The sequence below is a fragment of the Flavobacterium sp. CSZ genome, assembly GCF_015350725.1.
Lineage (GTDB): Bacteria > Bacteroidota > Bacteroidia > Flavobacteriales > Flavobacteriaceae > Flavobacterium.
In genome coordinates this window covers 17,305-32,145 of record NZ_JADKPQ010000002.1, presented here as the reverse complement: position 1 = coordinate 32,145, position 14,841 = coordinate 17,305, and the positions used below count along the sequence as shown (strand labels likewise).

General features: G+C 33.5%; 10 protein-coding genes. 8 read left to right on the top strand and 2 right to left on the bottom strand.

The genetic code is table 11. The annotated features are described in order from the left end of the window. Positions 1-2 precede the first annotated feature (2 nt). Entirely contained in the window at positions 3-257 is a 255-nt protein-coding gene (locus IRZ78_RS02295) for a DUF6327 family protein (RefSeq protein ID WP_194614993.1), read from the top strand. Positions 258-279: 22 nt separating this feature from the next. On the opposite strand, the gene IRZ78_RS02290 is transcribed toward IRZ78_RS02295, so the two are convergent. Continuing rightward, a complete protein-coding gene (locus IRZ78_RS02290; RefSeq protein ID WP_194614992.1) occupies positions 280-1,263 on the bottom strand; it encodes an SPFH domain-containing protein in 984 nt (327 codons plus the stop codon). A gap of 198 nt (positions 1,264-1,461) precedes the next feature. Continuing rightward, complete coding sequence (gene gltX / locus IRZ78_RS02285) at positions 1,462-2,967, bottom strand: glutamate--tRNA ligase (RefSeq protein WP_194614991.1); 1,506 nt, start codon at positions 2,965-2,967, stop codon at positions 1,462-1,464. Positions 2,968-3,129: 162 nt separating this feature from the next. On the opposite strand from gltX, the gene IRZ78_RS02280 reads away from it, so the two are divergent. The 7 genes from IRZ78_RS02280 to IRZ78_RS02250 all read left to right on the top strand — a co-directional run bounded on the left by IRZ78_RS02280 (position 3,130) and on the right by IRZ78_RS02250 (position 14,768). Then, entirely contained in the window at positions 3,130-6,525 is a 3,396-nt protein-coding gene (locus tag IRZ78_RS02280; protein WP_194614990.1) for a DUF4175 family protein, read from the top strand. Next, on the top strand, positions 6,522-6,944 hold the full coding sequence (ybeY, locus tag IRZ78_RS02275; RefSeq protein WP_194614989.1) for an rRNA maturation RNase YbeY: 423 nt from the start codon (positions 6,522-6,524) through the stop codon (positions 6,942-6,944). The genes IRZ78_RS02280 and ybeY overlap by 4 nt, the downstream gene beginning before the upstream one ends. 568 nt (positions 6,945-7,512) lie before the next feature. Beyond that, on the top strand, positions 7,513-9,384 hold the full coding sequence (gene mnmG / locus IRZ78_RS02270; protein ID WP_194614988.1) for a tRNA uridine-5-carboxymethylaminomethyl(34) synthesis enzyme MnmG: 1,872 nt from the start codon (positions 7,513-7,515) through the stop codon (positions 9,382-9,384). 337 nt (positions 9,385-9,721) lie between these two features. Further along, positions 9,722-10,195, top strand: a complete 474-nt coding sequence (locus IRZ78_RS02265) for a GNAT family N-acetyltransferase (RefSeq protein WP_194614987.1) — start codon at positions 9,722-9,724, stop codon at positions 10,193-10,195. Positions 10,196-10,276: 81 nt separating this feature from the next. After that, positions 10,277-11,125 carry a class I SAM-dependent methyltransferase gene (locus tag IRZ78_RS02260; RefSeq protein WP_194614986.1) on the top strand — a complete coding sequence of 283 codons (849 nt, stop codon included), beginning with the start codon at positions 10,277-10,279 and terminating at the stop codon, positions 11,123-11,125. A 681-nt stretch (positions 11,126-11,806) separates the two neighbouring features. Continuing rightward, positions 11,807-12,388, top strand: coding sequence for an OmpH family outer membrane protein (locus IRZ78_RS02255; protein WP_065452018.1), 582 nt, complete (start codon positions 11,807-11,809; stop codon positions 12,386-12,388). A gap of 100 nt (positions 12,389-12,488) precedes the next feature. Then, entirely contained in the window at positions 12,489-14,768 is a 2,280-nt protein-coding gene (locus tag IRZ78_RS02250) for a helix-turn-helix domain-containing protein (RefSeq protein WP_194614985.1), read from the top strand. Positions 14,769-14,841 lie beyond the last annotated feature (73 nt).

The window sequence follows — 14,841 nt, the reverse complement described above, 5'->3', positions numbered from 1 at the left end:
TTATGGAAACTAAAAAATACTCATCATACGCAGCAATCGAAAGAGATTTAGAAATTTTGAAACTCGAGAAGGAGATCAATTATCAAAAACTGGTCTTAAGTTTTCAAAAAACAAAAGAATCTATAACACCACAAAGTATTGTTGGTGGCGTTTTTTCTTCTTATAAAGAATATTTTACCAGATCATATCCGCAAATTTTACAATCAATTTTACCGTATATAATCAACTGGTTTATCAATAAAAAAAGAGGCAATTAAGCCTCTTTTTTATTTTGTAATATTATTTTGTTTCTGGTAGAATGTCATCTTCGTAACCTGATTGTGGTTCAATAGGTTTAGGTTTCTTCTCTATTTTTTTGTTGTTTTTCTTCATCATTTCACCAACCTGGTTTGATGCTGTAAACGATGCCACCATATTATTCAACATATCACTTCCGGCCTGGGGAGAGTTGGGTAACAAGATCAAGTTAGAATTGGCATCAGCACCAATGGCTTGTAATGTATCATAATGTTGAGTAACTACAATAAGGGCAGAAGCTTCTTGAGAATTTATCCCAACATTGTTCAAAACTTCAACACTTTCTACTAAACCTCTTGCAATTTCACGACGCTGATCTGCAATACCTTGTCCTTGTAAACGTTTACTTTCTGCTTCGGCTTTTGCTTTTGCAACGATTCTGATTCTTGAACTTTCAGCTTCAAATTCAGCGGCCGTTTTTTCTCTGTCAGCAGCGTTAATTCTGTTCATGGCATTCTTAACCTGAATGTCCGGATCAATATCTGTTACCAAAGTATTGATAATATCATATCCATAAGTAGTCATCGCTTCATTCAATTCTCTTTTTACTGCAATCGCGATATCATCTTTTCTTTCAAAAACATCATCCAGTTTTAGTTTAGGAACTTCGGCACGAACAACGTCAAAAACATAAGCAGTAATCTGATCGTGCGGATATTCTAGTTTATAAAAAGCATCATATACTTTTTCCTGAATTACTTTAAACTGAACCGAAACTTTCATTTTGATAAAAACGTTGTCTTTAGTTTTGGTTTCGATGATAACATCAAGTTGTTGAATTTTCAGATTTACACGTCCGGCCAATCTGTCAACTATTGGAATTTTAAGTTGCAATCCTGAATTTCTCACGCTGTGAAATTTTCCAAATCTTTCTATAATTACCGATGATTGTTGCTTAACGGTGAAAAAGGAAGACATTAAAATAAAAAATCCTAAGACTAAAATGATAATAAATGCTGTACCCATAATGATATTGATTTAGTTTTTATGATCTGGTAAATTACGAATAATCTGCCAAATTCAATTTTTTTAAGCGTAAAAAAAAAGCTAACAACATTTTATCAATGTGTATTAGCGTTTAATATAAAGTTATTTTTTACCATTAAGAGATTAAGAAAAATTAAGCCAAGCTTTATGAACTTAATATCTTAATGGTAAAAAAAATTATAGTGTTGAAATTGCTTTCTGAATTCTTGCAATAGTTTCTTGTTTTCCAATGATTTCAACAATGTCAAATAGATGAGGACCTTTAAGAGCTCCAACCAAACTTAGACGGAAAGGCTGCATTACTTTCCCCATACCGATTTCGTTTTTAATTAACCAGTCTTTTACGATTGCTTCAATATTTGCAGAATCAAATCCATCGATATATTCAAGGGTAGAAATCAATTCCTGCATTAAAGCCGGAGTTTCTTCCTTCCAGTTTTTGCTTGCTTTTTCATCATAAGATGTTGGGGCCTGAAAAAAGAAATCAGTCAAATCCCAAAATTCAGAAACAAAATGAGCTCTTTCTTTAATCAAAGAAACAATTTTTGTTATGTCAAATTTAGAAATATCAACACCTTTTTCTACCAAAGTAGGTGTGAAGCTTGTCGCTAAATCTTCATTATTTTGTTTGATCAAATATTGGTGATTGAACCATTTGTTTTTTTCAGGATCAAATTTAGCTCCGGATTTATGAACTCTGTTCAAGTCAAAAGACTCAACTAATTCTTCTAACGAAAATAATTCTTTATCAGTTCCGTCATTCCAACCTAAAAAAGCAAGGAAATTTACAACTGCTTCCGGGAAAAATCCTTTCTCTCTGTAACCAGATGAAATACCTTCTTCGGTTTTCCATTCTAATGGGAACACAGGAAATCCTAATTTATCTCCATCTCTTTTAGATAATTTTCCGTTTCCAACTGGTTTTAAAATCAAAGGTAAATGTGCAAATTCAGGAGCATCCCAACCAAAAGCTCTGTATAATAAAACGTGAAGTGGCATTGATGGCAACCATTCTTCACCACGAATTACATGTGATGTTTCCATCAAATGATCATCAACAATATTCGCTAAATGGTATGTTGGCATTCCGTCACTTTTGAATAGTACTTTATCATCAAGTAAACTCGTTTCGAATTTTACATCACCACGAATGATATCTTTCAAATGCAAAGTTTCATCAACCGGAGTTTTAAAACGAATCACATAATGTTCTCCATTTGCAATTCTTTTAGTTACTTCTTCAGCAGAAATTACCAGAGAAGTATCTAACTTTTCACGAATGGTATGATTGTAAATAAATGTTTTTCCTTCAGCTTCTTGTTCTTTTCTCAAAGCATCAAGAGCTTCCGGAGTATCAAAAGCATAATATGCCCAACCTGAATTGATCAACTGATCTGCATAAGTTTGGTATAATTCTTTACGATCACTTTGTCTGTACGGACCAAATTTTTCATTTTTCCCAACGGTTTCTTCAGGAGAAATTCCTAACCATTCTAGTGCTTCCATAATATAAGCTTCGGCACCAGGAACAAAACGAGTTTGGTCTGTGTCTTCAATTCTTAAATAAAAAACACCATTGTTTTTTTTGGCAAATAAATAATTAAATAGGGCAGTACGAACTCCGCCAATATGTAAAGGTCCTGTTGGACTTGGTGCAAAACGCACACGAACTTGCTTTGACATTTGTTTAAATTTTGATGCAAAGATACGTTTTATGATTTTAGATTTTAGAATGTTGATTTCAGATTTTTCGATCTTAGAACCTTAGCGTCTTAGTAACTTAGAATCTTAAAAGGTATTATTATAATTAGTACTTTTATGGGTTATAAATAAAACAGATATACTTTGAAAACAACATCTGCTATATACCAAAAGCTAGAAGCATTTATAAAGAAATATTATACGAATGAATTGATAAAAGGAGGACTTCTTTTTATTGGTTTTGGATTATTGTATTTCTTGTTCACGCTATTTATTGAGTATTTTCTTTGGTTGAAACCATTAGGAAGAACATTATTATTCTGGATATTTATTGTGGTAGAAGTGTTTCTATTGTTTCGTTTTATTTTGTTCCCGATTTTTAAGTTGTTCAAACTTCAAAAAGGTATTGATTATAATCAGGCTTCAACTATTATTGGAAATCATTTTACAGAAGTAAGTGATAAGCTGACGAACTTTTTGCAATTGTCAGCTTCTGAGAATTCAACAGAAAGTTCAGAGTTGATGTTGGCTTCGATAGAGCAAAAAGCAAATTCATTGCAGCCAATTCCGTTTGGGAATGCCATTAATTTTAAAACCAACAAAAAGTATTTGCCATTAGCTATTATTCCAATTTTACTTTTTGCTGTGTTTTATATTTCAGGAAATAGTAATATTATTTCTCAAAGTTTAAATAGAGTAGTACATTTTAATGCGACATTTTTACCACCGGCACCTTTCAAATTTGTAGTTCTAAATTCTAATTTACAAACAGAACAAAACAAAGATTTCGTGATTAAAATGGAATCCGTTGGAAACATAGTTCCGGAAAATGTAATGATCCATATTGGTAACGAAAGTTATTTTATGGAATCATCTCAACCTGGAAAGTTCGAATTCAAGATTGAAAAACCGGTATCCAATGTTCAGTTTTATTTTGAAGGAAATTCGGTTTCATCTGAAGAATATGAGTTGAAAGTAATCACAGTTCCATCTATTGCCAACTTCGAAATGGTGTTAAATTTTCCATCTTATCTAAAGAAAAAATCAGAAACTATTCAGGGGACAGGAAATGCAATTGTACCGGAAGGAACTTTGGTAACCTGGAAAATGAATACACAATCGACTCAGGAAATTGTTTGGAAAGATGATAATTCAACTTTTAAGTTCAATAAGGCCGAAAATGAGTTTAAATTGGCTAAAAATATCAGTCAAAATACAGAATATCAAATTCTTACATCGAATAATAAGGTTAAAAACTACGAAAAACTAGATTATCAGCTCTCCGTTATCAAAGATCAGCATCCAACGATCACAGTTAGCCCTGCGCCGGACAGTTTAAAGCTGGATAAAAATTATGTTTTAGGTAGGCTAGGTGATGACTACGGATTGTATAAACTTCAGGTTGTGTATTACGAACGTAACAAACCAAACACTGCCAAGCGTGGAACAATACCTGTGAAGTCCGGTGTATTTGATCAGTTTGTTTTTAACTTCCCAAGTAATCTTGCCGTGCAGGAAGGAGTATCTTATGAATACTATTTTGAGGTTTTTGATAATGATGCACCAAATGGATTTAAGAGTACAAAGTCTTCTGTTTTTTCTGATCGTGTTTCTACTACAGATGAAATTCATGATATGGAATTACAACAGCAAAATGAAAATATCAATAGTTTAGAGAAGTCTTTGAAGAATCAAACCAAGCAATTTTCTGAAATGGATAAGATTCAGAAAGCAGGAAAAGAGAAAGATAATTTAGAGTTTAAAGACCAACAAAAAGTAAATGATTTTATCAAACGTCAGAAACAGCAAGACGAAATGATGAAACAATTTGCAGAGAAAATGAATAAGAATCTAGATAAATTTCAATCTGAAAAGAAAGATAAAACAGCTGATGATTTGCAAAAACGTTTAGACAATGCAGAGAAAGATTTAGAAAAAAATCAGAAGTTGATGGATGAGTTGAAGAACTTAAACGACAAACTGAATAGCGAAGATTTGTTTGACAAGATGGAAAAGTTCAAACAAATCAGTAAGAACCAATCTCGTAATCTGGAGCAATTGGTTGAACTAACTAAACGTTTTTATGTTTCTAAAAAAGCAGAACAGGTTGCAGATAAATTAAAGAAGTTAGCAGATCAGCAAGAGCAGCTTTCGAATAAAGAAAAAGAAAATACACAGGACAAGCAAGAAGATATTAATAAAGCTTTTGATAAAATTCAGGAAGATTTAAAAGATCTGAAAGAGGAAAACAAGACATTGAAAGCTCCTTTGGATATTCCTTCTGATGCTTCAAAAGAGAAAGATGTCAAGGATGATTTGAAGAAAGCTTCTGAAGAATTGAGTAAAAAGAATTCTTCTTCGGCTAAGCCAAAACAAAAAAGTGCAGCCAAGAAAATGAAGAGTATGGCAGAGCAAATGGATTCAAGTATGGAAGGCGGAGAACAAGAACAGTTAGAAGAAGATGTTGCAATGCTTCGTCAGGTTTTGGATAATCTTCTTGCTTATTCGTTATCTCAGGAAGATGTGATGAAACAATTTAAATCTATGAAGTTGGGTTCTTCAGCTTTCACGAAGAACATTAAAGTGCAGCAGAATTTAAAACAACAGTTTAAACACGTCGATGATAGTTTGTTTGCACTGTCTTTACGTAACCCAAAAGTAGCCGAAGATGTAACAAAAGAAATAGGAAATGTTCAGTACAATATAGATAAAGCTATTGAAACTTTAAGTGATGTTCAGGTTCCAAAAGGAGTTTCGCACCAGCAATATGCGGTTTCATCTGCAAATAAATTGGCAGATTTTTTAAGTGATTTATTAAATAACATGCAGATGTCTATGTCGAAACCGGGAGCAGGAAAACCAAAACCTGGTGACGGGCAAGGGATGCAATTACCGGATATTATACAAAAGCAAAAAGGTCTTGCTGATAAAATGAAAGAAGGAATGAAACCTGGAGATAAGCCCGGTGACAAACCTGGAGATAAACAGGGTGAAGGACAACAAGGTAAATTTGGAGATGGAAAGCAAGGACAAGGAAAAGAGGGACAAGGAAAAAGTGGTCAGGGAAAAGATGGTAAAGGAGATAAAAATGGAGGCAAAGGAAATGACGGAAAAGATGGTGATGATGGAGAAGGAGATGCTGAAGCCATTATGGAAATCTATAAAGAACAAGTAAAACTTCGTGAAGCATTACAAAAAGAATTAGCCAAACAAGGTTTAGATTCTCAAGGAAGATCTGTAATTGATCAAATGAAAGCTTCGGAAAAACAACTTTTGAATAAAGGTTTTAAGAATGAGAACCTGCAACGTATCCTTAATATTCAACAAGAATTATTAAAATTAAATAATGCAGTTCAACAACAGGGGCAAGATACAAAGCGTCAATCTGAAACAAATAAGACTGAATTTTCTAATAAAACAAATGCACTACCAAGTTCGTTATTGGATTATTTAAACAGTGTAGAGATATTAAACAGACAATCACTACCTTTGCGCTCGAATTTTAATCAAAAGGTTCAAGAATATTTTAATACAAAATGATCAATTTTAATTACGAAACCGAATTTACTTTAGAGAACGAACAAGCCTTTGCAGATTGGTTGAGTGCTGTAATCGTTTCTGAAAATAAAAATGAAGGAGAGATAAATTACATTTTTTGTGATGATGAATATCTTCATAAGATAAATGTAGAATATCTAAATCATGATACACTAACAGATATTATCAGTTTTGATTACACAGTAGGTAACGAACTAAACGGAGATATCTTTGTTTCTGTAGAAAGAGTAAAGGATAATGCTAAGGATTTTAATGTTTCTTTTATAGAAGAATTAAAAAGAGTTTTGGCTCACGGTATACTTCATTATTGTGGATATAAAGACAAGAGTCATTCTGAAGCTGAACTTATGCGTTCAAAAGAAGATGAGAAGATTGCGATGTTTCACGTGGAACAGCAATAAAAATAAATAAATCCAAAAGTTTAAATTCCAAATTCGAATGTTTCACGTGAAACATTGACAGAAGATTTAGATTATACAGAAGAGTGTTTCACGTGAAACTATTTGAAAAGGGATCAAATATTCTGAAGACAATTTAAAATGTTTCACGTGGAACATATATATTCAAGATTGTAGATTGTAAAAAAAATATAATGTTTCACGTGGAACACGTAGTGATTTAATTCGTGTGTTCTAAAAAAAAAATGTTTCACGTGGAACATGAAAAGAATTAGGAAGGTTTTATTTTGAAACAGAAGAATGGTTTTGATTGTAGTCTGTTCCACGTGGAACAGATTTGTTTGAATGAAATTATGGTTTGAGATTTTAGACTGAGATTTTAATTTTGGTATTTGAATTGCGCGTAAGCGCAATTTTTTCCAGAACATATTTCTAGGTCAGAATTGGAATTTCTAAATTGGAATTTCATAATTTAAAAGTTGCGCATTAGCGCCGTTCCACGTGGAACAAAAGAATGAGAAAATAATTCTGAGGATCGCCTTAAACGGTTTGCAGAGAATAATAAAACAAAATGTTTTTAGAAGAATACGATGTTATTGTAGTTGGTGCAGGTCATGCGGGATCTGAAGCCGCGGCAGCGGCCGCAAATTTAGGATCCAAAACTTTATTGGTTACTATGAGTCTGCAGAACATTGCACAGATGTCTTGCAACCCAGCGATGGGAGGAATTGCAAAAGGACAAATTGTGCGTGAGATTGATGCGCTTGGAGGATACTCAGGAATTGTTTCCGACCGCACGGCAATTCAATTTAAGATGTTGAATAAATCGAAAGGACCTGCAATGTGGTCCCCGAGAGTTCAAAGTGATCGAATGCGTTTTGCTGAAGAATGGAGAATGATGTTGGAGGGAACTCCAAATTTGGATTTCTACCAGGAGATGGTAAAGGGTTTGATTATCGAGGACGGAAAGATAAAAGGAATCAGAACTTCGTTAGGAGTAGAGATTCGATCTAAGTCGGTTGTATTGACAAACGGAACTTTTCTGAATGGTTTGATTCATATTGGAGAAAAACAATTTGGAGGAGGAAGAGCAGGTGAGAGTGCTGCAACAGGAATTACTGAAGATTTGGTGAAAGCCGGATTTGAATCAGGAAGAATGAAAACAGGAACGCCACCACGAGTTGATGGACGTTCTTTGGATTATTCTAAAATGAACGAAGAAAAAGGAGATGCGAAACCGGATAAGTTTTCTTATTCTGATTTAACGGTTCCTTTAACAAATCAAAGATCTTGCTACATGACATATACGTCATTGGATGTTCATGATATTTTGAGAGAAGGTTTTGATCGTTCTCCAATGTTTAACGGAAGAATCAAAAGTCTTGGCCCGAGATATTGTCCTTCGATAGAAGATAAGATTAATCGTTTTGCTGATAAAGAACGTCATCAATTATTTGTTGAGCCGGAAGGTTGGAATACTTGTGAAGTTTATGTAAACGGATTTTCAACTTCTCTTCCGGAGGATATTCAGTTCAAAGCATTGCGTTCTGTTGTTGGATTTGAGAATGTGAAATTCTTCCGTCCTGGATATGCGATCGAATATGATTATTTCCCGCCAACACAATTGAAACATACTTTGGAAACAAAGTTAGTTGAAGGTTTATATTTTGCCGGACAAATAAACGGAACAACAGGATATGAAGAAGCGGCATCACAAGGTTTGATGGCTGGAATAAATGCGCATTTAAAAGTGCATGAAAAAGCGCCGCTAATTTTAAAACGTGATGAAGCTTATATTGGAGTTTTGATTGACGACTTGATTACGAAAGGAACGGAAGAACCATATCGTATGTTTACATCGAGAGCAGAGTATCGAACATTGTTGCGTCAAGATAATGCCGATTTTAGATTAACGCCAATGTCGCATGAAATTGGTCTTGCTTCTGAAGCGCGTTTACGCCGTATGGAAAAGAAATTGAACGAATCTGAAAAGATGGTCGCTTTCTTTAGAGAAACGAGTGTAACGGTTGCAGAAACTAATCCGATTTTGGAAGCGAAAGAAACAGCTCCGATTACGCAAGGTGATAAAATGTTTAAAGTCTTCTCACGTCCTCAAATAGATTTAGAGGATATGTTGAAATTTGAGAAAGTAAAAGAATATATAGAATCGAATGATGTTGATCAGGAAATTTTGGAACAAGCCGAAATTCAGGTCAAATATTCTGGTTATATCGAAAAGGAAAGAAACAACGCTGACAAACTAACTCGTTTAGAAGAAGTGAAGATTCCGGAAAATTTCGATTACAATAAAATTAAATCAATGTCGATTGAAGCAAAACAAAAATTGAGCAAGATTCGTCCTGTTACAATTTCTCAGGCTTCAAGAATAAGCGGGGTGTCACCAAGTGATATTTCGGTTTTGTTGATTTATATGGGAAGGTAAGAAAGTATTCAATCTCAGTTTTTAATTTTCAGTGAATGCTGAAAATTGAATACTGAGATTGTTTCTTAAATTGTTCCACGTGAAACCATTTCTGACTTATATGTTTTTCGGTTTTGAAATAATCTGAAATTGAAGATTGGATTTGTTCCACGTGAAACGAATTTTAAATAGAAAGCTATATTGGTTTGTTTATAAAGAAATGATATAGTTTGTCATTCCGAGGAACGAGGAATCTCCGTTGCAAGATCGACAAAGTTTATTCTTTTGATTACGGAATTACTTGCGGAGATTCCTCGTTCCTCGAATGACAAAATAACCAAAATTTAAAATTCATTGTATGAGAATTATTCAAAAAGAAATTTTATCATTAGAAGAAAAAGAAACTTTACGTGAATTATGGAATAACGAATATCCGGCAAAATTGAATTTGAAAACTATTGAAGATTTTAAATTGTATTTAAACGGACTTTCAAAAACAAAACATTATTTGTTGCTTGACGATTCAGATGAAATTCAGGGTTGGACTTTTACTTTTTTGAGAGAAGACGAAAATTGGTTTGCTATAATTTTAAATAGTGAAATACACGGCAAAGGAAATGGTTCACTTTTGATGAATGAAATAAAAAAGAATAATACTAGTTTGAATGGTTGGGTGATCGATAATAAAAACGAAGTAAAACAAAATGCAACATTGTACAAATCGCCAATTCAGTTTTATGAGAAAAACGGATTTACGATTTGTAAAGACATTAGAATTGAAAATGAAAAACTTTCGGCTGTGAAAATTAATTGGAACGCTGAAAAATTGTAATATAAAAAATAGACCCTAAAAACAGAATTTCTGGTTTTAGGGTTTGCTATGAAATTAAACCAAATACCTATAATTTAAAAAATGGACGTTTTAAACAAAAAACATTTTCTTACTGTAAAAGACCATTCTGTATCTAAAGAAATTTTCGAATTGTATCATGATGAAAATTTAGATATGTTAATTACATCTCCGCAACCCGATTTAGAAAATCTTGGAAAATATTACGAAAGCGAAGATTATATTTCGCACACGGATAACAAACGTTCGTTATTTGAAAAAGCATATCACTTTGTAAAAAATATTGCTTTAAAAAATAAACTGAATTTGATCAATGACGAACAATCTCAAAAAGGAAGAATTTTGGATATTGGTGCCGGAACGGGAGATTTTTTATTAACGGCAAAAAATGATGGTTGGGAAACTGTTGGAGTAGAACCAAGCGACAGGGCAAAAAATATTGCGATCCAAAAAGGAATTTCTTTTGTGAACGAAATTAGCGATCTTGAAAATAATTCTTTTGACGTGATTACAATGTGGCACGTTTTGGAACATGTTCCTAATTTAGAATTACAAATCGAGGAATTGAAGCGTTTATTAAAACCAACTGGAACATTAATTGTTGCGGTTCCAAATTTTAAATCTTACGACGCGCAACATTACAAAACTTTTTGGGCAGCTTATGATGTGCCAATTCACTTTTGGCATTTCTCGAAAAAAGCCATTCACTCGCTTTTTGAAAAAGTAGACATGAAGTTAGAAAAAGTGCTTCCAATGAAATTTGATTCTTTTTATGTGAGTTTATTATCTGAAAAATACAAAACCGGAAAAATGAATTACATCAGTGCTTTTTTCGTTGGTTTAAAATCAAATTTAAAAGCGGGCAGTACTAAAGAGTATTCCTCGCACATTTATGTCTTAAAAAACAAGTAAAACGCAATTTAAGCGTATTTCTGGCGTTTTTTTATTGTAAGTGAGGAGTAATTATGTCTTTTTTGAGATCGTCTTTCTAATAAAAGCTATGAAAGCCACTTTTGATAGTGGTTTTTTATGCTTTAGGAAGCTTCCATAAATAAAAACAATACCATGAAAAATGCGAGTTTTTTGAAATTTTAAGGCTGAATTTTTCTGATTTTAAGTTTTGAAATCATGAAGATAAAAATTGTTATGAATTTTGATTTTTTCGAAAATTGAATTCTATATTTTGGAAATGCAGTGTTTTTAAAAATGTTGTTACTCTAATTTTTGTTTTTTAAAATTTCAAAAGACAAAATGATTTTTTTGACATTTTTCTGCCGTTTTGAGTTTTAAAAACATCAATTAGGAAAATAGGCATACAAGTTTCTTTTAAGATTAAAAAAACGACTAAAACGTAAAATAAGCATGTTTTTGGCATCTTTTTAGGTCAAGTGAAGGTAATAGTGTCTTTTTTGAGAAAGTGTTTGTAATAAAAGCTAGGAAAGCCGTTTTTAATAGCGTTGAATTATTGACATTTTTCTTTCCATAAAGAAAAACAATATCATAAAATTCTAGCATTTTTTAAACTTTATGTTGATGCTATTTATTTTTTTATATTTTTGTCTTCAATACATTAAAAAATTAGAAATTCAAAAAATGAAAAAAGCATTAGTAATTATCGCACTTTCAATTTTCGCCGTTTCATGTACTAAAACTGCAGAAGTAAAGGAAGTAAAAACAGCTTACGTAGATACTTCAATTTTAATGAAAGAGTACACTGAAGCAAAAGACCTTGAAGCAAAATACAAAGGGCAAGCTGAAGAAAAAGGAAGACAACTACAAGCCGAGATTACACGTTTTAAACAAGACGCTGCTAATTTTCAAAGTCAGGCACAAGCAAACGGTCAGGCTTGGGCTCAACAAAGAGGTGCTGAATTGCAAAAAAGAGAACAACAATTGGGTTATGCTCAACAAGCTTTGTCTCAACAATTGCAACAGGAAAGTGGTGTTGAAATGGATTCTCTAGTAAGTGGAGTTAAAAAATTCATCAAAGATTACGGTAAGAAAAACGGTTATTCTTATATCTACGGTACTGGTGATGCTGCTTCGATTTTATACGCTGAAGAGAAATATGATATTACAAAAGATATCATTAAAGCTCTGAATGATAAGTATAAATCAAGCCCAAAATCAGAAGAAAAACCGGCAGTAAAAGAAGGAGAAGCTGCTAAAAAATAATACCAAACTAACTAACTAAATTTAAAAACCTAAATCTGTCAAGATTTAGGTTTTTTCTTTTATAAAAATGCGATACTTTTAGTTTTTCAATATACGCCCAATGCAAAACGTTACAGAAGCAGCTGCTTACACCTTACAATTCATCAATCAAACGCAAAAATCGATCTTCCTGACTGGTAAAGCAGGGACAGGAAAAACCACGCTTTTACGCGAGATCATTGCCACAACGCACAAAAATACGGTAGTGGTAGCACCAACCGGAATTGCGGCGCTAAATGCAGGCGGAGTTACGATTCACTCCATGTTTCAATTGCCATTTTCTGCCTTTATTCCGTCTTACGAAGAGGCTTCTCAGTTTACTGAAACGGTGAAATTCGAGAATAAAGAGACCTTGCGCCGACATTTTAAAATGAACAATGTCAAGCGTAATGTGATCAAAAACATGGAACTTTTGATTATTGATGAAGTCAGTATGCTTCGCGCTGATTTGCTGGATGCTATCGATTTTATGATGCAGACTGTGCGTAAAATTTCACGACCTTTTGGTGGAGTACAGGTGCTTTTTATTGGTGACTTATTGCAATTACCACCCGTAATCAGGGACGAAGAGTGGCGAACCTTACGCAATTATTACAAGGGAAAATTCTTTTTTCATTCGCATGTAATTCAGCAGTTTCCACCATTATATATCGAATTATCAAAGATTTATCGTCAGTCTGATGATACTTTTATATCCGTTTTGAATAACCTTCGAAACAATCAGATCACGCCTCAGGATATTCAGGTTTTAAACGAATATGTCAAACCTGATTTTGATTTAAAAAACAATCCGGGTTATATCACGCTTACTACGCATAATGCTAAAGCAGATTCGATTAACGAACAGGCAATAGGTGATCTAGCCGGAAACGAATTCGCTTATCAGCCCTTTATTGTCGGCGATTTTCCGGAGAAAATTTTTCCGGTCGAAGAAAATCTGAAACTCAAAGTGGGCGCTCAGGTTATGTTTGTTAAAAATGATTTGTCTTTTGAAAAGCGTTATTTCAACGGGAAAATGGGCGTTGTAAAATCACTTTCGGCAGAAGAAATATTCATTCATTTTCCTGAAGAAGATAAAACCATCGAAGTGGAGAAGTACGAATGGAAAAACATTCGATACAAAGTAAACGATCTCACCAAAGAAGTTGAAGAAGAAGTTTTGGGCACGTTTGCGCATTATCCGCTTAAGCTGGCGTGGGCCATCACAGTGCATAAAAGCCAGGGTTTAACTTTCGAGAAAGCTGCGCTCGACGTATCGCAAGTTTTTTTGCCCGGACAGGCATATGTAGCATTATCGCGTTTAACGTCCTTAAATGGGCTTATTTTGCTGTCTCCGCTGCAAATGAATGGCATTTCTAACGATCAAGATGTTATGGATTATGCTTTAAACAAGGCGACAGAAGAAGTTTTAAAACATTCATTACACTTTGAAACAAAGAATTTTATTCATAACTATTTGATTAACAGTTTTAATTGGGCTGATTTGGCTCAGGAATGGCGTAATCATCGTTTTAGTTATAATGAAAATGCAGTTGCATCAGAAAAATCAAAACATTCTGTTTGGGCGCATAAACGCTTAGAAACGATTGATTCGCTTATTGATCCTTCGCAGAAATTTGTGCATCAGCTTAATAAAATTTTCAATAAAGAAACGGTCGATTTGTTTTTTGTACAGGAAAGGGTAGTGGCAGCTTATGATTATTTCTTTAAACCAATGGACAAGCTTGTGACGGATCTTTTGAATAAAATGGCCGAAATCCAGAAATTTAAAAAAGTAAAAGAGTTCTACGAAGAGCTTGCTTTTTTGGATGATTTGCAAACCAAAGCCGTTTTGCGCTTAATGAAGGCCAAATTGCTAATAGAAATTGTCGTTGCAGGCGAAACCATCTGTAAAGAGAAATTGTCTTCTACAGCGATTAAAAACTACAAATTAGACAAGGTTGCAAAGATTCGCGAGGATTTTAATATGTCGAATACTGATATTTTTAAATCTGAAGAACCTGTGGTGCGTTATACGGCACGTAAATTAGATAAAAGCACACCAAAGGGCGAAAAGAGAACAACCATCGAAGAAACCCATGATCTGTGGCTGGAGAAAAATTCCATTGAAGATATTGCGCGAATGAGAAAACTGACCGTTCAAACAGTAGAAACGCATTTGGTTAAACTAATTCAGGCCAAAAAAGTCGAGATCTCAGATGTTTTACCGTATGATAAAATCCTGGCTTTGCGTGAAGCTTTTGAGTTTTATCAGGAAGAATCCCTAAGTCCTCTAAAGGAAAAATATGGAGATGAATTTACCTGGGATGAACTTAAAATGTTCAAAGCCAGTATCAATTGATTTCAGATTTTGTAACTTAGAATTTCAGATTTTGATTTTGAAGATTCTAATAAAATTTCAGAATCAACTATAA